The following is an 18270-nucleotide window of genomic DNA, read 5'->3' on the forward strand; positions in this document are numbered from 1 at the left end:
GTGAGGCCGCTCCGCATCCCCGCTGTCCAGATCGTCCTGTCCTCGCTGCTCGCGGCCTGGATGCGGTTCTGTTTCGCCACCATCCGCTGGACCTGGGAGGGCCGCGAGCACGCCGAGGCGGTCTGGGCGGCCGGCGGCGGGGTCCTGTGCGTCTTCTGGCATTCGCGCATCGGGCTCAGCCCCGCCTGCTGGCCCCTTGACGAAGCCCAGCCCGCCAAGGCCCTGATTTCCCTCAGCCCTGACGGCCAGTTCATCGCCCGCGCCGTCGCGCTGCAGGGCTTTCCCGCCGTGCGCGGCTCCTCGGCCAACAAGGACAAGGCCGACGCCGCCAAGGGCGGGTCCCGGGCCCTGCGCGACGGGCTGAAACAGCTGAAGGTCGGTGCCCTGGCCATCACCCCCGACGGCCCGCGCGGTCCGGTGCGTGTCATGGCCGAGGGCCTGCCCCTGATGGCCCGGATGTCCGGCGCGCCCGTCCTGTTCATCGGCATGAGCTGCAATCCCGCCGTCCGGCTGAACAGCTGGGACCGCGCCCTCCTGCCCCTGCCCTTCGGCCGGGGGGCCATCGTCTATGATCTGGCCCGTTATCCCGAGGGGGCCGACCTTGGCGACGTGACCGGCCCATGGACCGACCGCCTGACCGCCGTCGAGGCGCGGGCCGATGCGATCACGGGTCTGGAGCGGCTGTGACCCTTCCACTCCTCGCCTACCGCCTGCTGACCCGCGCGCTGGAGCCGCTCGTCCCGCGCCTGCTCGACGCCCGGGTCAAACAGGGCAAGGAAGATCCGGTCCGGGTCGATGAACGGCTCGGCGTTGCCCGTCTGACCCGCCCGCCCGGCGACCTCGTCTGGCTGCACGGCGTCAGCGTCGGCGAGACCCTGTCCCTCCTGCCCGTGGTCGAGCGGGTCCGCGCCGGCCGCCCCGACCTGACCGTCCTTGTCACCTCCGGCACCCTGACCTCCGCCGACCTTCTGGCCCGGCGCCTGCCGCCCGGCGTCATCCACCAGTTCGCCCCGGTCGATGGCCCGGCCGCCGTCGCCGCCTTCCTCGACCATTGGCAGCCCACTCTCGGCGTCTTCGTCGAGAGCGAGCTCTGGCCGAACCTGATCCTCGCCGCGCGTGACCGGTCTATTCCCCTGGCCCTCGTCAGCGCGCGGATCACTGAAAAGACCGCCGCCGGCTGGGCCCGCTTCCCCGCCTCGGCCCGCACCGTTCTGGACGCCTTCGCCCTTGTCATGCCGCAGGACGCGACCTCGGCCGACCGTCTGCGGGCCCTCGGGGCCGGGGTGGATGGGGAGGTCAATCTCAAGCTCTCCGGCGCGCCCCTGCCCCATGACGCCACTGCCTTCACCGGCCTCAGCGCCGCCATCGGCGACCGGCCGGTTGTGGTCGCCGCCTCGACCCACGAGGGTGAGGAACAGGCGATCGTCCGCGCCCTCGCCCCCCTGGTCGGGCGCCTCGCCCTCATCCTCGTGCCCCGCCATCCGGAGCGTGGCCCCGCGATCGCCGACAGCCTGTCCCGCGACGGGCACGCCGTGACGCTCCGCTCGCTCGGGGCGGTCCCCGGCGGCGAGGGCATCCACATCGCCGACACCCTGGGCGAACTGGGCCTGTTCCTGCGTCTGGCCGATGTCGTCGTCATGGGCGGGTCCTTCGGCTCCTGTCTGGGGCGAGAGCCGTGGGGCGGGCACAATCCGCTGGAGCCCGCGCGCCTCGGCCGTCCCGCCGTGACCGGCCCGGACGCCTCCAACTGGCAGACCGTCACCGCCGCCCTCGTGGCCGCCGGCGGTCTGGTGCAGGTGCGCACCCCGGACGATCTGCCCGCCGTGATCTCCCGCCTGCTGGACGATCCCGCCGTGGCCCGCCTGATGGGCGAGCGTGCCCGCAGCGCCGCCGCCGATGCCGGAGCCGGGCTGGACCGCCTGTGGGCGGCCCTCACGCCCCTGCTCCCGCCCGCACCGCGAGCAGGCCGCCGATGAAGCTCTCCACCCCCCGCTGGTGGTACGAGCGCCACGGCCGGCACGGCCGCGTCGCCCGCACGCTCCTGAAGCCCGTCTCGTGGATCTGGGCCGCCGCTACCGCCCGCCGTCTTGCCCGGGCCGTCCCCGTCGACGTCGGCGTGCCGGTGATCTCGATCGGCAATCTGACCGTCGGGGGGTCCGGCAAGACCCCCGTGGCGCGTGAGGTCCTGCGCCTGCTCCGGCGACAGGGCGTCGAGGCCCACGCCCTGTCCCGCGGCTATGGCGGCCGGCTGGAGGGTCCGCTGCGCGTCGATCCGGCCACCCATGATGCCGCCGACGTGGGCGACGAGCCCCTGATGCTGGCGGGCGACGCCCCCGCCTGGATCGCCCGCGACCGCGTCGCCGGAGCCCGGGCCGCCGTCGCGGCCGGAGCCCGGGCCCTCGTGCTGGACGACGCCCACCAGAACCCGGCCCTGACCAAGACCCTCAGCCTGATCGTCGTCGACGGCGAGACCCGCGAGGACGAATGGCCCTTCGGCGACGGATCGGTCTTCCCCTCCGGCCCCATGCGCGAGCCCCTCGCCGCCGGCCTGGACCGCGCCGACGCCGTCGTGGTGATGCTCGCCGCCGACGCCCCCGAGGCCGATCCGGAGTTGCTGGCCCTGTTCGCGGCCCTGCCGACCTTCATCGCCCGGCTGCAGCCCGCCGGCCCGCCCCCGCCCGGCCCCCAGGTCGGCTTCGCCGGCATCGCCAAGCCGTGGAAGGTCGAGCGGGCGCTCAAGGCCGCCGGCTGCGACCTCGTCGATTTCGCGCCCTTCCCCGACCACGCGGGCTACAGCCCCCGCGATCTCGCCTTCCTCGCCGACCGCGCCGCCGTCTTCGACGCCGGTCTGGTCACGACGGACAAGGACTGGGTGCGCCTGCCGGTCGACTGGCGCACCCGCATCGCTTCATGGCCCGTCGTCGCCCGCTTCGAGGACGAGGCGGGCTTTGCGACCCTGCTGGCTCAGTCGGCCCGGTAGACCACCCCGTCCTTCATCACGAAGGCCATGTCTTCCAGCACGGTCACATCGGCCAGAGGGTCACCCTCGACCGCGACGAGGTCGGCCGGCATGCCCGGCGCGATCCGTCCCGCCTCGCCGGCGATCTGCAGATGCTCCGCCGCCACCACCGTCGCCGCCTGGATGGCTTCCAACGGCGTCAGCCCCGCCCGCACCAGCAGGGCGAACTCCTGGGCGTTGTCGCCGTGGGCCGACACGCCCGAGTCCGTGCCGAAGGCGATGCGCACGCCCCCCTCATGCGCCCGCGTCGCCATTCCCAGCATCTTCGGCCCGGCCTCCAGCGCCTTGGCCGACTGGGCCGGGGTGAAGAAATTCTCCGGACTCGCCGCCACCCGGGCGACGAAATCACCGGCCAGCAGGGTCGGCACCAGGTAGACCCCCTCGCGCCGGAACAGCCGGATCAACTCGTCGTCCAGATAGGTCCCGTGCTCGATGGAGTCGCCACCCGCCCTCAGGAAGGCGTTGATTCCGTCCACACCATGGGCGTGCGCCGTCACCTGCCGCCCCATGCGGTGGGCCACCTCGACGATGGCGGCCAGCTCGCCCTCGGTGAACTGCTGCGCCAGACCCGCCGCCGTGTTCGACAGCACCCCGCCTGTAGCCGTGATCTTGATGATGTCGGCCCCCGACCGCACCTGGGTCCGGACCGCCCGCATGCAGTCCTCGGGCCCGGAGCAGACGCTCTCCGACGACAGGACGTGCAGGATGTCCTCGCGATAGCCGTTGGCATCCCCGTGCCCGCCGTGGATCGACACCGACGACCCCGACGCCAGGACGCGCGGACCGACCACATCGCCGCGCCGGATCCCGTCCCTCAGGGCGAAGACGGCATCATTCGCGCCGCCCAGATCGGCCACGGTGGTGAAGCCGGCCATCAGCGTCTTGCGTGCGAACCCGGCCCCGATCATGGCGCTGTCGGCAGCATCCCGCGTCACCGCGTCCAGCCGGCCCGTCGGGCTCTGCTGGGAGGTCAGATGGACATGGCTGTCGATCAGCCCAGGCAGCACGAAGGAGTCGCGCAGATCCAACACCCGCCCCTCGCCGACGAAGCCGTCGCGGATTTCGGTGACCCGGTTCCCGACGATCACGAGAGTTTTATCGCGCAGCACAATTCCACTGGCCGGGTCCGCCAGAAGCCGCCCCGCCTGAACGAACGTGGTTTCCCCGTTTCCGGGAAAAGCCTGTGAGGCGGGGCTTTGCTGCGCCTGCGAAGGACTGGCCGCAGCCAGAATCGCGGCGACCGCCACTGCAACGAACTTCATAAACCTCTCCCTGATAGACTGCTTCACCATAGCCCTCCCCGGCCTGCGGCCAAGCCTGCGCTTGAACCGGGGATCGGATTTGTGAAACAACCCGTGACTTCGGCAAACCGTTGGAAGGGCGTCGCATGCGACTATCGAGACGGGGATTGATCCTGGGCGGGGCGGCCATGGTTGCCGGCTGCGCCACGGCACCGAAACCCCTGCCGATTGTCATCGCCGAAATCCCGGCTCCCCCGACTCTCGCTGCCGTCCCGCAGGTCATCCCTCCGCCGCTTGATCCCGGCCGACTGGTCCGTCCCGAACTGATGAGCCGGGCCATGGCCGCCCTGGACGTCCACCATCAGCGCATCCCCCTGCGCGACCGCATGTACCTCGTCGATTTCGAGAAATTCTCCGGCGAGGAGCGCCTGTTCGAGGTCGATCTGATCGGCGGCCGGGTCACCGCCTTCCGCACCACCCATGGCCGGGGTTCGGATCCCGCCCACTCCGGTTTTGCCCGTACCTTCTCCAACACGCCCGAAAGCTACATGTCCTCGGTCGGGGCCTTCGCTACCGCCGGGGCCGGTTGGGGCCCGCAACAGGGGCCCAACATCCTGCTCGACGGCCTCGAATATTCTAACAATCTCGCCCGCGAACGCGCCATCATCGTCCATGGCGCGGACTACGCCGATCCCGACTTCCTCGCCCGCGAAGGCAAGCTGGGCCGCAGCTATGGCTGTTTCTCGACCGCCCACACCGACCTGCCGATGCTGCGCGAGCGCATGGGCGAGGGCCGCCTCCTGTTCGCCTGGGCCTGAGGCTCAGCGTTCGGGGCGTTGGGCTCCATGGCGGATCTTCAGGATCCGGACCTCCTCGTCGGTGACGACGTAGCGGATGATGTACGGGCGTATCACCAGCACGTCTCGAACAGATCCTCGCCAGGACCTGCCCCCTGTCCGGCAGTTCAGCGAGGCCGGCTGCCGTTTCCACCAGTCTGCTATTGAGCCGGATGGCTGCTTTCACGCTGTGGCCTGCCACATAGGCGAAGATCGCCTCGGCGTTCTCGGTTGCTTCTTCAGACCAGACTACTCGCCGCATTTCGGTCTGGGGAGGGGATTGTCGGACCCCAGCGACAGCAGCCAACGACTGACCGCCTCATGGCTGATCACCCGACCGGCCTCGAAATCGGCCAGACCCCTTAGAGTCGACGCCTCATCCGCCGCCTCATCCGGGATATCGAAGATCCCCGGCTCGTCGTCTTCAGGTTCAACCGCAGGCTTTCCCATGGCGGAACCCTATCACAACCCTCAATCCCGCTCCAGCGCGCGCCAGCCGATGTCCGTCCGGTTGAACCCGCCCGGCCAGTCGATCTTGCGGACTGCTGCATAGGCCCGCTCGCGCGCCTCCACGATATCGGCCCCGGCCGCGCAGACGCTCAGCACCCGACCGCCGGCCGCCACCAGCGTGCCGTCATCCCGACGCCGCGTCCCGGCGTGAAAGACCTGCACATCGGGACCGAAATCCTGATCGGCCCCGCGGATGATCGATCCCTCGATCGGGCTGTCGGGATAGCCCCGCGCCGCCATGACCACACAGATCACCGTCTCGGGCCGGAACTCCGGTGCCGGCAGACGCGAGACGTCGCCGCGGGCGCACGCCAGCAGATAGGGGACGATATCCCCCGCCATCCGCATCATCAGCACCTGGCATTCGGGGTCGCCGAAACGGGCGTTGAACTCCACCACCTTCGGACCCTCGGCGGTGGCCATCAGCCCGGCGTAGAGCACCCCTCGATAGGGAGCCCCCTCGGCCGCCATGGCCTTCAGGGTCGGCTGCACGATGTCACGGTCGGCCGCCGTGACCAGGGCCTCGTCGAACACCGGGGCGGGCGAATAGGCCCCCATGCCGCCGGTGTTGGGACCCATGTCGCCGTCGAAGGCCCGCTTGTGATCCTGCGCCCCGCCGAACAGGACGGCCCGCTGGCCGTCGCACAGGGCGAACAGCGAGCCCTCCTCGCCTTCCATGAACTCCTCGATCACCACCCGCGCCCCGGCGGCCCCGAACCGGCCGCCGAGCATCCGCTCGATTTCGGCCTCGGCGTCGGCCCGGTCGGGGCTGATCGCCACCCCCTTGCCGGCCGCCAGTCCGTCGGCCTTGATCACATAGGGCGGCCGGAAGACCCCCAGGGCCGCCTTGGCATCGGCGACCCGGTCATAGACCCCGTAGTGGGCCGTCGGAATTTCGTGCCGGGCCAGAAACGCCTTCGAGAAGGCCTTGGAGGTCTCCAGCTGCGCCGCCTTGGCGCTGGGTCCGAAACAGGGAATGCCGGCCGCATTCAGCAGGTCGGCGAGTCCCGACTCCAGGGCGACCTCGGGCCCCACCACGACCAGCCCGACTTTCAGTTCGCGCGCCAGCCTGGCCAGGCCCTGGGCATCATCCGCCCGGACGTCCGGGACGCACTCAGCCACCCGGGCGATCCCGGGGTTTCCGGGCGCGCAGAACAGCCGGTCGACCAGCGGTGACTGACGCATTTTCCAGGCGAGGGCGTGCTCACGCCCCCCCGAGCCGACCAGCAGGATATCCATGGGCGCGGAATGGCCGCGCGCGGCGGGCCGGTCAAGGCCCGCCGCCGATTTCAGCCCGTCAAGTGGCGGGTCCGGTATAGGCCGGCATCGCTTGCAGCTGCGCCTGGCCCAGGGGTGTCACCAGATCGACGTCATTCTCGCGACGCACCGAGGTCACCTGTTCAATTGGCAGGACCACATCAACATCGCTGCCCTCCAGATCGATCACCAGTCCGGTGACCTGTCCGGTCCCATCCAGAACCAGGGTCTCGACATCGCCCAGATCCGCGAACCCGGGGGCCGGCGACAGGAGGTCGGCATCCTCAAGCTGCTCGCGCGTCATGCCCAGAGCGAGGGCGGCGGAGGTCGCCGCGGTCATGGCCCGGTTGTCGCTCACCTCTGCCGGTGCTGCGCCGGGCGAGGTGGCCTCGACCGCGTCAGGCGCATCGGAACAGGCGGCCCCGATCAGGCCAAGCGACAGGGCGGGAATCAGAAAGAGTCGGGTCATGGGGTTCTTTCAGGGTCAGAGGAGGGCGGAGACGACGTAGACCGCCGCCCCGCCGAGGAGGATCAGAAGGACAATCGTCCAGATGCCGACCGGAGACGTCCCCGCGCGGCGAGACAGATCCGTCTGCTTCGGATCGGGTGTGTCATCGCGACGGGGCTCGGGTCGGGGCATGGGTCCGCAACGGCTCCGCTCGACAGCCGTTCCCGAAGCGCGCGACGCGGGCTACGATCCCCCGATGAGTGACGACTATGTCTTCGCCGGATCGGCCGGCCCCGGGCCCGAAGCCGCCCCGCGCGACAACAACCCGCCCCTGTCCATCTCGGAACTGTCCTTCGCCCTCAAACGCACGCTGGAGGACCGGTTCGGCCACGTCCGGCTTCGGGGCGAGGTGTCCAAGGTCAACCGCCACGCCTCGGGCCACATCTATCTGACGCTGAAGGACGACAAGTCGGCCATAGACGGCGTGGTCTGGAAGGGCTCCGCCCGCGGCCTCGGCGTCCAGCCGGAGACGGGGCTGGAGGTCATCGTCACCGGCAAGATCACCTCCTACCCGGCCCGCTCCTCCTACCAGATCGTCATCGAATCAATGGAGGCGGCCGGGGCCGGGGCACTGCTGGCCCAGCTCGAACGGCTGAAGGTGAAACTGTCGGGCGAAGGCCTGTTTGATCCGGCCCGCAAGCGCCCCCTGCCCCTCTATCCGCGCACCATCGGCGTGATCACGAGCCCGACAGGGGCGGTCATTCGCGACATCCTGCACCGCATCTCGGAGCGCTGGCCCTGCCGGGTCATCGTCTGGCCCGTGGTGGTCCAGGGCGACGCCGCCTGCGGCCAGGTCTCGGCCGCCATCCGGGGCTTCGACGCCCTGGGCGCCGACGGTACCATCCCCCGGCCCGATCTGTTGATCGTCGCCCGCGGCGGCGGCTCGGTCGAGGATCTCTGGTGCTTCAATGACGAAGGCCTGGCCCGCACCGTCGCCGCCGCCCGGATCCCGATCATCTCGGCGGTCGGGCACGAGACCGACACCACCCTGATCGACTTCGTCTCGGATCGCCGCGCCCCCACCCCCACCGGGGCCGCCGAGCTCGCCACCCCCGTGCTGGCCGACCTGCGCGCCTTCGTCACCGATCTGGAGCGTCGACTCGACCGCGCCGGGGCCCGGTTGCTGGAAGACCGCCGCGTTCGCCTGCGCGCCGTCGCCCGGGGCCTGCCCGCCCGTCCCGAGGAACTGGTCGCCATGGCCCAGCAGCGGCTCGATCACGCCTCCAGCCGCCTCGCCTCGGGCCTCAACCGCAATACGGACCACCACCACCGCCGGCTGATCGCGATCGGAGGCCGCTTCACCCCGGCCCTGCTGGACCGGGCCGTCGAACAGCGTGTCGCGCGGCTGGAGGGCCAGTCCGCCCGGTTGGCCGCAGGGCTCGGGGCCAACGCCGCCGCCCACGAACGCCGCCTGCTGCGCGTCGCCGGCCGGCTCAGCCTGGATCCTATCCATCGTCGGCTGGACCAGCGGGCCGCCCGGCTGGAGGGCGTGTCGGCGCGGCTGGAGCGGCCGGTGCCCCAGGCGCTGGAGCGCGCCACCACCCGCCTCGCCGCCCTCGCCCGGGCCCTCGCCACCCTCGATCCCAGGCGACCCAAACCCGGCTTCGCGCGCATCGACGACGAGACGGGCACCATGATCACCTCGGCCGCCCAGCTGTCGCCGGGCCAGGGGGTCAGCCTCACCTTCCCCGACGGCCAGCGCGGGGCCCGCATCGAGGGCGAAGGCCCGGCGCGGCCCCGACCGGCCCCGAAGGCGAAACCCGCCCCGGTCCGCCAGGGCGATCTGTTTTGAAGCCATGATCGCGCAGCAGAGGGTGGCGATGACGCCCGCTCTGCGGCTATTCTGCCCCGATCATGACCACAGTCCCGATCCCCGCGACCCTCCACTACGGCGACGGAGAATTCGTCGTTCTCAAGCCCGGTCCCTTCGTCCTGTGCGCCGTCAGCGGCCGGGGTATCTCTCTGGAGACGCTCCGCTACTGGTCGGCCGAACGCCAGGAGGCCTACGCCGGCCCGGCCGAGGCCCTGTCCCGGATGGTCGAGGGGTGATGTCCACGCGGCGCGCCCTGATCCTGGGGGTCGGTGCCGCGTCCCTGACCGGCGCGACCGGGGCGACAGCCCGTGACGACGGGCTTCTGCTGCGCGGAACCCGCGTCCAGGGCGGTTTCACCATGGGCCGGACCTGGCCAGGGGCGATGGTCTTCGTCGACGGAGAGGCTCTGACGATCGCCTCAGCCGCCGGACTGTTTTTCGTCGGCTTTGACCGGGATGCGCCGGCCTCGGTCCAGTTGGAGGTGAAGCACGGCCGCCAGATCGCCCGCCGTCGGCTGACCATCCGCCCGGGCCAGTTCGCCTCGACACGGATTGATGGCCTGCCCCCCTCGACCGTGGCACCCGGCGATCCTGCCCTGCTCGAGCGGATCCGGCAGGAAAGCGCCCTGAAAATAGAGGCTTTCGCCAGCCGCGCCGACACCGATGACTTTCGCACCGGCTTCGTCTGGCCGCTCGAGACGTTCCGGATCAGCAGCGCCTGGGGGGCGCAACGCGTCCTGAACGGCACCCCGGCCCGCCCGCACTATGGCATCGACCTTGCGGCCCCGGCCGGGACCCCGATCCGCGCGCCGGCTGATGGCCTTGTGACCCTTGCCCGTTCCGGCCTGCATTTTGAGGGTGGTCTGACCCTGATCGACCATGGCCAGGGTCTGATCAGCGCCTGTCTGCATCAGTCCCGGATCGATGTTCTGCCGGGTCAGAGGGTCCGTCAGCGCGAGGTCATCGGCCAGGTCGGGATGACGGGACGCGCCACCGGACCGCATCTGTGCTGGCGCCTGCGCTGGCGTGACCGCAATCTTGACCCCTCCCTCCTGGTTGGCCAGTCGGCACCGGCCTGATTTCCTGGCTCACGCCGATATCTGTGCCATGGACCCGGGTTTCGTTTGACCCTAGGGTCCGCCCCTTGACCGCCCCGGAGGCGGCCCCGGCGTACCGCGGTCATGTCAGCTCTCCACTCGCTCAATGTTCTCGTGATCGACGACAACCCGCACATGCGGGCGATCACCGTTGCGATCCTGAACTCTGCCGGTATCCGGCGGACCCGCGAGGTGTCCGACGGGGCCATGGCCCTCACGGCCCTGCGCGAACATCCGATCGATCTGGCCATCGTGGACTTCAACATGTCGCCCATGGACGGCGTGGAATTCACCCGGCTGGTCCGCAACCGGCCTGACAGCGTCAATCCCTATCTGCCCATCATCATGCTGACCGGCCATTCGGAGCGCAGTCGCGTCACCGAGGCGCGCGATGTCGGCGTGACCGAATTCGTGGTCAAGCCGGTCACCGCCCGGGCCATCTTCGAGCGGATCCAGGCCATTATCCTGCGTCCCCGCGCCTTCGTTCAGACCGACACCTATTTCGGGCCCGATCGCCGCCGCTCCACGCCGGACGGGTACAGGGGCCCATGGCGGCGGAGTTCCGATCAGCGCGGGACAGCGACGGGCACCGAACCGTCCGGGCCAGGCTCGAGCGCCGCATAGACCCGGTCCGGCCACCGCTTGTGCACCCAGAACCAGTCGACCGGATGCTCGCGCACCCGCGCCTCGACAAAGGCCGTGATGGCCTGAACGCCCCGCGCGATATCGCGCGTCCGGTCACCCGTCGCCTCCAGCACGATGGGCTCATGGGCCGTGACCCGGAAGCGCACACCCGGCAGTCGCACCACCGACATGGGCTGGATCACCGTGCCGAACCGTAGCGCCAGCCGGCTGGGTCCCGGAGCCGCGTTCACCGGCTGCCCGAAGAACTGCACCTCGGGCCCTTCCGAGAATTTCTGGTCGTTCATCAGGGCGACGCTCTCGCCCCGCCCCATGCCGGCCAGCAGCTCCCGGGCCCCGTCCCCACCCTTGGGCGCGAACAGTTTCACGCCATACCGGGCCCGGGCCGCCCGGATCTGGGCGTCGACATAGGGGTTGTTGGCGGCGCGGTAGGTCACCTGCACGGGGATGCCACTGGCCACCAGAACCGCCGCCATGGTCTCGATATTGGCCATATGCCCGGACACGAACACGACCGGCTTGCCCGCCTTACGGATCGCCTCCAGCCGTTCGGCCCCCACGACCTCGATCCGGCCCGAGGCCGGCGTCAGCCGGTCCATCACCGCGGTCTCGGCAAAGGTCCGGCCCGTCTGTTCCCACTGGGCGATCGCCAGACGCTCCCGTTCGGCCGGGTCCATGTCGGGAAAGGCGATGCGCAGGTTGCGCATCACCACCCGGTGCGTCCCCACCCGGGGCCCCAGCGTGCGCAGCAGCCACCCCCCCAGGTTCGACGCCGCCTCCAGGCCGATCAGCCGCATCAGGCCGATGAAGCCGGCGAAGGCCACGGCCTCCAGCCGCCAGATCAGATCCTGACGCAGGCCGGGTCCCTTGCGGTCGTCACCAGGCAATCGTCAGCCCGCCGTCCACCACCAGGGTCTGGCCGTTCACATAGGACCCGGCCTTCGAGCACAGATAGACGGCCGTGCCCGCGATCTCGTCCGGCTGGCCGATGCGCTTCATCGGATTGGGCTCGACCGTCACCTTCAGCACCTCCTCGTTCTCCCACAGATAGCGGGCGAAATCGGTCTGGATCAGGCCGGGCGCGATACAGTTGACCCGCACGTTCGACGGGCCCCACTCCACCGCCAGGTTGCGCGCCAGCTGCATGTCCGCCGCCTTGGAGACATTGTAGGCCCCGATCAGCGCATTGCCGCGCAGGCCGCCGATCGACGAGATGATCACGATCGCCCCGTCCTTCCGCTCCAGCATCTGGGGCGCGACCATCTGGGTCAGCCAGTGGTTGGCCAGCACATTGTTGTGGAAGATCTTCTCGAACTGCTCGTCGGCAATGCCCGCCATCGGTCCCGCATAGGGGTTGGAGGCCGCGTTGCAGACCAGGATGTCGATCTGGCCGAAGGCGGCGTTGGTCTCGTCGACCAGACGCTGCAGGTCTTCCTTGGCCGCGATATTGGCCGGAATGGCGATGGCCCGGCCCTCACCGTGCTTTGCATTGATGGCGGCCGCCACCTCATCGCAGGGCCCCGCCTTGCGCGACGAGATCACCACCCAGGCCCCGTGCTCCGCCATCCGTTCGGCGATTGCCTTGCCGATCCCCTTCGAAGAGCCCGTGATGACAGCGACCTTGCCGGTCAGATCGAACAGTTCCATGCGTATCCCCTGAAATCGGTGTGCTTTCTTCCCGGCACACCCTAGCTGTTTGGCCCTGATACCCCGATACTCGGCCAATTCCATCCGGGAAGACGGACCAAGCCGTTCCCATGCGTGCACTGACCAACGGTTTTCTGTTCTTCGGCTACGTCTTCCTGGCGATGACGGCCGGCGCCTTCCTGTGGCGGGCGGGGCTCGGCATCGGCCCGGGCGTCGCGGCCACCTTCGGCGTGCTCGGCGTGCTGGGCGCGGCCCATGCCATCTTCACCGGCCTGACCGAGCGCAAGGCGCTGCGCACCGAGATCGCCGGGGTGCGCGAGGCCCACCGCCTTCTGGCCGACGCCATGGAACAGACCCAGACGGCGCTGGGCGACCTGGCCACCGCCATCGAGAACGGGGCCCTCAGCCGTACCGAGGAGCTGACCGGCGAGGTCCGCATCCTCGAGGACCTCATCCAGCAGATGAGTCTCTCCATCGACCAGCGCCTGTCGGTCACCCCCATGGTCGCCCCCGACAGCGTCGAGGCCCGTCGCCACCATCAGTCGAACCTGCTGCTCAAGACCGTCCACGACGCCCTGAGCGAGAACCGGGTCGACCTCTACCTCCAGCCGGTCGTCACCCTGCCGCAACGCCGGACCATCTTCTACGAGAGCTTCACCCGCCTGCGGGACCAGACCGACCGCGTGATGATGCCGGCCGAATACCTGTCCATCGCCGAGGGCGAGGGCTTGGTGCCCGCCATCGACAACCTGCTGCTGTTCCGCTGCGCCCAGATCGTGCGCCGTCTGGCCCGTCAGGACCGCAAGGTCGGGGTCTTCTGCAACGTCGCCCTGTCGTCGCTGGGCGACGAGACCTTCTTCCCGCAGTTCCTCGCCTTCCTCAGCGAGAACCGCGACCTCAAGGAGGCCCTGATCTTCGAACTGGGTCAGGCCACCTTCGACGCCCGCGGCGCGGTCGAGGCCCGCAACATGGCCAAGCTGGCCGACCTCGGCTTCCGCTTCTCGATCGACAAGGTCCAGACCCTGGATCTGGATTTCAACGACCTGCAGCGCTCCGACGTCCGCTTCGTCAAGGTCGCCGCCGACCTGCTGATCGAACAGCTGCTGGATCTGGATGGCGGCTCGCCCATCCCGTCCCTGCGCGACATCCAGGCCGCCGACTTCGCCCAACTGACCCGCCGCTACGGCATCGAGGTCATCGCGGAGAAGTGCGAGAGCGAGCGCCAGATCGTGGACATCCTCGAGCTCGACATCACCATGGCCCAGGGCCACCTCTTCGGCGAACCCCGCGCCATCAAGGAAGCCGTGCTGGCCGAAACCGACCCGCCCGCCGACTTCGTCCGCTCGACCCTCATCAGCGCAGAGAAGCGGCGCCGGTTCGCCTAGACCGGGCGGTTCGCCCGGCTCGGACCGACCCGGGCACAGGGGCGCAGCACCGGCGTTCGCCGATCCCGGGTCGGCCCCGGAGGCCCGCCGTGCTAGCCATGACAGGCTGTCGTCCTGAAACACCGGAGTATTGCGATGTTGGGCCTCCTCAATCTGGTGCGTCGCCTGATCGAAGGGTCGATCCTGTCCCTTCTGATCCTGGGGCTCGTGGCGATGTTCGGCGTGTCGGAGACGATCAATACGCTGCTGGCCGACCGCAGTGCCGCCTCCCTGCTGTTCCTGCTGGTGCTTGTGATCGTGCTGGCGGACCTGATCGGAAAATTCATCTCGATCCTGAGCTCGACCTTTCCCGACCTCATCCCCGAACTGTCCGACGACGATCTGAAACGCGCCTCGCTGATCCAGCGGCTGCGGCCGGTCCAGACCGTCGCCCTGCTGTCCGGTGCCCATGCCGCGCGGCTGGTGATGTTCGGATTGATCTTCGCCCTGATGGGCACCAGCTACGCCTTCGCCCCCGAGGCGGTGCAGGCGACGCTTTTTGGCAGCTTCAGCCCGATCGCGGCGATCGACACCTTCCTGCGCGAGGGACTCGCGGGCTCGGTCGGCTATTTCCTGTTTTTTCTCGGGCCCGACGACCTGAGGCCGATCACGGCTGCGATCATCGCCGAACCGCTGGTCTCCTCGACCGTCAACGGCGACATCTTTCTGGTGGGCATCCGTCTGTACGGCCTGGCATTCGCCCTCTCGGTTCTGAGGACCCTCGTCACGCCGATCGCCTATCTGCGGGCAAGACGGCGCGCACCGACCCTGTCCGCGCCCGCCGGACAGCCGGCCTGAGGGAACTCGCCGCCGGCGCGCGAGGGGACGTTTCGTCGCACACGACAGCCCGTGGCAAGCGCCGCTACAAACGTGCAGTGTAGACGCCGAAACGGGACTCGAAGGCCGATGTCCCGACGCCCGGACACACCATGACCCCGATCAGAAACCTGGCCCTCATCCCTGCCGTGCTGGCGACGCTCGCCGCCTGTTCCCCGCCCGAGCCCACGCCCCCCGCAGCAGAGGAGGCGACCGTGGCCGCCCCCAGCACCGTTCGCGTGCGCGGCACGGTCCAGTCCCTGGCGGGCGATACGATGACGGTTCAAACTTATGACGGCCGGACGGTCTCCGTGCCCGTCGCGGCCGACACCCGTTTCGTCTGGGTCGTGTCGTCCAGCCTCTCGACCCTCAAGGACGGCGATTTCATCGGCACCGCCACCACGGGTCCGAAGGAAGCCCTGCAGGCGGTCGAACTGGTGATCTTCCCCGAATCGATGCGCGGGACCGGCGAGGGCCACTATCCTTGGGATACGCCCGGCGTTGTCGCGGCAAAGGGTGGCACCCCGGCCGCGTCGAGCGCCATGACCAACGGGACGGTCGCGAGCCAGAGCGCCATGACGAACGGCACGGTCGAGAGCCAGAGCATGATGACCAACGGAACGGTCGCCAGCAGCGCGACGGCGTCCGGCGGCCGCACGCTGACCATCGCCTATGAGGGCGGCACGGCCGACGTCACCATTCCCGAGGGCACGCCGATCGTGCGGTTCGAGCCGACGGAACGGGCCTCGCTGGCGGTAGGCCAGAAGGTCTATGCCGTCATTCCGGCGGGGGCGACCAACGCCGGGTTCCTCGCGATGGGTAAGGACGGCATCGTTCCGCCGATGTAGAGCGCCGCCTAGGTCGTCGCCATCACCAGACAGGTCGAGGTCGCGGTCGCATAGAGCTTGCCGTCCAGCCCCTTCAGGTCCGCCTCGGCGAACCCGGCGCGCCGGCCGATCTGGACGATCCGCCCCTCGGCCCGCACCGTCACGCCCTCGGTCAGGGCGCGGTGGAAGACGGTCTTGATCTCCAGCGTCGTATAGGCTTGCCCCGCCTTCAGCATCGAATGCACGGCGCAGGCGCAGGCCGAATCCAGCAGGGTCGCCATCCACCCGCCGTGCACCGTGCCGATGGGATTGTAGACGGCCCGCGTCGGCGTCCCCTCGAACACCACCCGGCCCTCCTCGACCTCGATCAGGGCATAGTCCAGCGTGCGCGCGATCGGAGCGGCATTGTCCTCGCCCTGGAAGGCCAGGCGCAACTGCTCGACCCCGGACAGGTGGGTGAGCGACAGGATGCTGGTCATGACGAACGGTCCTCGAAAAGGGTCCGTTCACATTAAGGACTGACGCCGGACTGACAAGTCCGTCCGGTTTACAGTCCCGGCAGTTTGAACCCGCCCGAACGGCGCGGCGCGATCACGATCGAGGACTGGGTGCCCGTCAGCGCCCGCAGGCGCTCGGCTTCCCGGGCCGCGTCGATCGTGACAGCCCCCTGGGCCGTCTGCGTCTCGGTGGGGGCCTGGGTGGCCGCGTCATCACGACGCCAGAACAGCACGCGGTTGGCGAAGCTCTCTTCCTTGTGGGCCAGGTCGCCGAACTCGTCGTCGACGACATAGCGGGCCAGCGGGTCGGCCCGGTCGGCCCCGGCGGCGGTCACCAGGGCCGCCTCGCCCGGCGATCGGGTGATCGACTGGCGCTGACCCAGCAGGATCTGGCGCGCGGCGCTCTCGGGCGCCAGTTCCTGGGGCCGGGGCTGGCCCGGAGCCGGCGGACGCAGGCCATACTCCGGCGGCACGGTCAGCGGAGCCGAGGAGACGGTGACGAACTCGTCCGGCACCACCTTGGTCAGGCCAATGGACTGGCGCAGCCCGCCGCAGGCCGTCAGGGCGAGGGCGGATACGGCGACGAGGGAAACGGTCAGAAGGCGCATGGTTCGGTTCGGCTCCGGCGCGGACGGATCGCGCAGTCGAGAACGAGGAAAGAGCGGGTGATTACGCCTTTTCGTGGGCCGCGCCAACGCCCGCTTTGCGTTCGGACAGCACACTGTCAAGAATCAGCAGGACCAGGCCGACGCTGATGGCGCTGTCGGCGACGTTGAACACCCACGGAAACACGCCCGTGCCCGAAAAATCGATGAAATCGACCACATAGCCGTACTGGATCCGGTCGATCGCATTCCCGATCGCCCCCCCGATGACCAGACCGATGGCCGCGACCAGCAGCCGCCGCTCGGCCTTCAGCGCCCAGACGGCCAGAGCTCCGGCGACGAGGATCGAGAACACGCTCAGCACCCAGCGCGCGCCGCCCCCGCCGAACAGGCCGAAGCTGACGCCGGTATTCTCGACATAGGTGAAGTTCAGGATCGGCGGCGCGACCAGCACCCGCCCGACCTCGCGCAGGCTCAGCCCGTCCAGCATCCAGGCCTTGGTCAGTTGGTCCAGCACGATGATGACGAGGGCGAAGCCATAGGCGGCCCAGGCGATGCGAGGGATTTTCATGCGCGTCGGGTTAGCAGGCCGGACGGCGCACGCCAACGGCCCTCCGCCCTTTCCCCGCCAGCGGCGGGCGGGCTAAGAACCGCCCATGACCCTCCCCCACGCCCTGCCCGGCCTGTCCGCCGTCGCCGCCGACTATGACATCCTGCTTTGCGACGTCTGGGGCGTCATCCACAACGGCCGTGAAAGCTGGCCCGACGCCTGCGCCGCCCTGACCCGGTTCAACGCCGGCGGCGGCCACGTCGTCCTGATTTCCAACTCGCCGCGGCCCGCCTCGGACGTCATCGCCCAGCTGGACGCCCTCGGCGTGCCCCGCGACAGCTGGAGCGCCTTCGTCACCTCGGGCGACGCCACCCGGGCCGAACTGGCGAAACGTGCGCCCGGCCCCGCCTGGATCATCGGGCCCGACCGGGACGAAATCCTCTACGACGGCCTCGCCCTCAATCGCGCCAGCGGGGCGGACGACGCCGCCTTCCTGTCGGTCACCGGCATGATCGACGACGAGACCGAGACGCCCGAGGACTACCGCACCCGTCTGGCCGCCGCCGCCGCCCGCGACCTCGAGCTGATCTGCGCCAATCCCGACCGGATCGTGCAGCGGGGCGACAGGATCATCTACTGCGGCGGCTCCCTGGCCGATCTCTACGAATCACTGGGCGGCCGCGTGACCATGGCGGGCAAGCCCTTCGGTCCCATCTACGCCTTGGCCCTGGCCGAGGCGGAGCGCCTGCTGGGTCGCCCCGTCGACCGCTCGCGGGTCCTTTGCATCGGCGACGGCGTCGTCACCGATGTGCTGGGGGCCAACCGCCAGGCGCTCGACTGTCTGTTCATCGCCCAGGGCATCCACGGCGACGCCGCGCGGGGCCCCGACGGTGGCCTCGACCCCGCCCGCGCCGCCACCCTCCTGACCGCCGAAACGGCCTGGGCCCGCTATGCCGCGCTGGAACTGCGGTGGTGAGGCCCC

21 protein-coding genes are annotated in these 18270 nt (G+C 69.8%); 12 read left to right on the forward strand and 9 right to left on the reverse strand.

All coding sequences use genetic code 11. The features are described 5' to 3' along the window. From SJY26_RS14580 to lpxK, 3 genes are read left to right on the forward strand one after another with little or no spacing between them, the layout of a single operon-like run. Nucleotides 1–687 carry a lysophospholipid acyltransferase family protein gene (locus tag SJY26_RS14580; protein ID WP_396593723.1) on the forward strand — a complete coding sequence of 229 codons (687 nt, stop codon included), beginning with the start codon at nucleotides 1–3 and terminating at the stop codon, nucleotides 685–687. Continuing rightward, nucleotides 684–1976, forward strand: coding sequence for a 3-deoxy-D-manno-octulosonic acid transferase (locus SJY26_RS14585; RefSeq protein WP_396593724.1), 1293 nt, complete (start codon nucleotides 684–686; stop codon nucleotides 1974–1976). Before SJY26_RS14580 ends, SJY26_RS14585 begins: the two co-directional genes overlap by 4 nt. Continuing rightward, nucleotides 1973–2980 (forward strand): tetraacyldisaccharide 4'-kinase, encoded by a 1008-nt coding sequence (gene lpxK / locus SJY26_RS14590; protein ID WP_396593725.1) that lies wholly within the window; start codon nucleotides 1973–1975, stop codon nucleotides 2978–2980. The genes SJY26_RS14585 and lpxK overlap by 4 nt, the downstream gene beginning before the upstream one ends. On the opposite strand, the gene SJY26_RS14595 is transcribed toward lpxK, so the two are convergent. Further along, a complete protein-coding gene (locus SJY26_RS14595) occupies nucleotides 2965–4281 on the reverse strand; it encodes an amidohydrolase family protein (protein ID WP_396593726.1) in 1317 nt (438 codons plus the stop codon). The genes lpxK and SJY26_RS14595 overlap by 16 nt on opposite strands. A 125-nt stretch (nucleotides 4282–4406) precedes the next feature. Between SJY26_RS14595 and SJY26_RS14600 the strand changes: the two genes are divergently transcribed. Continuing rightward, the gene (locus SJY26_RS14600; RefSeq protein ID WP_396593727.1) at nucleotides 4407–5078 is read left to right on the forward strand and encodes a murein L,D-transpeptidase catalytic domain-containing protein; all 672 of its coding nucleotides are present in this window, start codon (nucleotides 4407–4409) and stop codon (nucleotides 5076–5078) included. A gap of 267 nt (nucleotides 5079–5345) precedes the next feature. On the opposite strand, the gene SJY26_RS14605 is transcribed toward SJY26_RS14600, so the two are convergent. Genes SJY26_RS14605 through SJY26_RS14615 form a run of 3 tightly spaced genes read right to left on the reverse strand, consistent with a single transcriptional unit; the run spans nucleotide 5346 to nucleotide 7332 of the window. Continuing rightward, nucleotides 5346–5546: a CopG family transcriptional regulator gene (locus SJY26_RS14605; protein ID WP_396593728.1), complete on the reverse strand. Its 201-nt coding sequence runs from the start codon at nucleotides 5544–5546 to the stop codon at nucleotides 5346–5348. Nucleotides 5547–5567: 21 nt separating this feature from the next. After that, nucleotides 5568–6845 carry a phosphoribosylamine--glycine ligase gene (gene purD / locus SJY26_RS14610; protein ID WP_396593729.1) on the reverse strand — a complete coding sequence of 426 codons (1278 nt, stop codon included), beginning with the start codon at nucleotides 6843–6845 and terminating at the stop codon, nucleotides 5568–5570. Nucleotides 6846–6903: 58 nt separating this feature from the next. After that, nucleotides 6904–7332 (reverse strand): hypothetical protein, encoded by a 429-nt coding sequence (locus tag SJY26_RS14615; RefSeq protein WP_396593730.1) that lies wholly within the window; start codon nucleotides 7330–7332, stop codon nucleotides 6904–6906. 235 nt (nucleotides 7333–7567) lie between these two features. Between SJY26_RS14615 and xseA the strand changes: the two genes are divergently transcribed. The 4 genes from xseA to SJY26_RS14635 all read left to right on the forward strand — a co-directional run bounded on the left by xseA (nucleotide 7568) and on the right by SJY26_RS14635 (nucleotide 10904). Next, complete coding sequence (xseA, locus tag SJY26_RS14620) at nucleotides 7568–9163, forward strand: exodeoxyribonuclease VII large subunit (protein ID WP_396593731.1); 1596 nt, start codon at nucleotides 7568–7570, stop codon at nucleotides 9161–9163. A gap of 62 nt (nucleotides 9164–9225) precedes the next feature. Next, entirely contained in the window at nucleotides 9226–9420 is a 195-nt protein-coding gene (locus tag SJY26_RS14625; protein WP_396593732.1) for a DUF2093 domain-containing protein, read from the forward strand. Beyond that, a complete protein-coding gene (locus tag SJY26_RS14630) occupies nucleotides 9420–10262 on the forward strand; it encodes a M23 family metallopeptidase (RefSeq protein ID WP_396593733.1) in 843 nt (280 codons plus the stop codon). The genes SJY26_RS14625 and SJY26_RS14630 overlap by 1 nt, the downstream gene beginning before the upstream one ends. Before the next feature lie 102 nt (nucleotides 10263–10364). Next, entirely contained in the window at nucleotides 10365–10904 is a 540-nt protein-coding gene (locus tag SJY26_RS14635) for a response regulator (RefSeq protein ID WP_396593734.1), read from the forward strand. On the opposite strand, the gene SJY26_RS14640 is transcribed toward SJY26_RS14635, so the two are convergent. Both SJY26_RS14640 and SJY26_RS14645 read right to left on the reverse strand, forming a co-directional pair. Next, entirely contained in the window at nucleotides 10847–11809 is a 963-nt protein-coding gene (locus SJY26_RS14640) for a lysophospholipid acyltransferase family protein (protein ID WP_396593735.1), read from the reverse strand. The two genes, SJY26_RS14635 and SJY26_RS14640, sit on opposite strands and share 58 nt — an antisense overlap. After that, nucleotides 11799–12569, reverse strand: a complete 771-nt coding sequence (locus SJY26_RS14645; RefSeq protein ID WP_396593736.1) for an SDR family NAD(P)-dependent oxidoreductase — start codon at nucleotides 12567–12569, stop codon at nucleotides 11799–11801. The genes SJY26_RS14640 and SJY26_RS14645 overlap by 11 nt, the downstream gene beginning before the upstream one ends. 110 nt (nucleotides 12570–12679) lie before the next feature. Between SJY26_RS14645 and SJY26_RS14650 the strand changes: the two genes are divergently transcribed. The 3 genes from SJY26_RS14650 (at nucleotide 12680) to SJY26_RS14660 (ending at nucleotide 15657) form a co-directional block, all read left to right on the forward strand. Further along, on the forward strand, nucleotides 12680–13954 hold the full coding sequence (locus SJY26_RS14650; protein WP_396593737.1) for an EAL domain-containing protein: 1275 nt from the start codon (nucleotides 12680–12682) through the stop codon (nucleotides 13952–13954). Nucleotides 13955–14089: 135 nt separating this feature from the next. Further along, nucleotides 14090–14791: a hypothetical protein gene (locus tag SJY26_RS14655; protein WP_396593738.1), complete on the forward strand. Its 702-nt coding sequence runs from the start codon at nucleotides 14090–14092 to the stop codon at nucleotides 14789–14791. 131 nt (nucleotides 14792–14922) lie between these two features. Further along, nucleotides 14923–15657 (forward strand): hypothetical protein, encoded by a 735-nt coding sequence (locus SJY26_RS14660; protein ID WP_396593739.1) that lies wholly within the window; start codon nucleotides 14923–14925, stop codon nucleotides 15655–15657. 8 nt (nucleotides 15658–15665) lie between these two features. On the opposite strand, the gene SJY26_RS14665 is transcribed toward SJY26_RS14660, so the two are convergent. The 3 genes from SJY26_RS14665 to lspA form a co-directional block, all read right to left on the reverse strand. Continuing rightward, entirely contained in the window at nucleotides 15666–16115 is a 450-nt protein-coding gene (locus SJY26_RS14665) for a PaaI family thioesterase (RefSeq protein ID WP_396593740.1), read from the reverse strand. Between the two features lie 68 nt (nucleotides 16116–16183). Continuing rightward, entirely contained in the window at nucleotides 16184–16741 is a 558-nt protein-coding gene (locus tag SJY26_RS14670; RefSeq protein WP_396593741.1) for a DUF3035 domain-containing protein, read from the reverse strand. Nucleotides 16742–16802: 61 nt separating this feature from the next. Beyond that, complete coding sequence (gene lspA / locus SJY26_RS14675) at nucleotides 16803–17309, reverse strand: signal peptidase II (RefSeq protein WP_396593742.1); 507 nt, start codon at nucleotides 17307–17309, stop codon at nucleotides 16803–16805. Nucleotides 17310–17394: 85 nt separating this feature from the next. Between lspA and SJY26_RS14680 the strand changes: the two genes are divergently transcribed. Then, nucleotides 17395–18264, forward strand: a complete 870-nt coding sequence (locus tag SJY26_RS14680) for a TIGR01459 family HAD-type hydrolase (protein WP_396593743.1) — start codon at nucleotides 17395–17397, stop codon at nucleotides 18262–18264. Nucleotides 18265–18270: the final 6 nt, after the last annotated feature.

Source organism: Brevundimonas sp. R86498 (genome assembly GCF_044598075.1).
In the GTDB taxonomy this organism is placed as follows: Bacteria; Pseudomonadota; Alphaproteobacteria; order Caulobacterales; family Caulobacteraceae; genus Brevundimonas.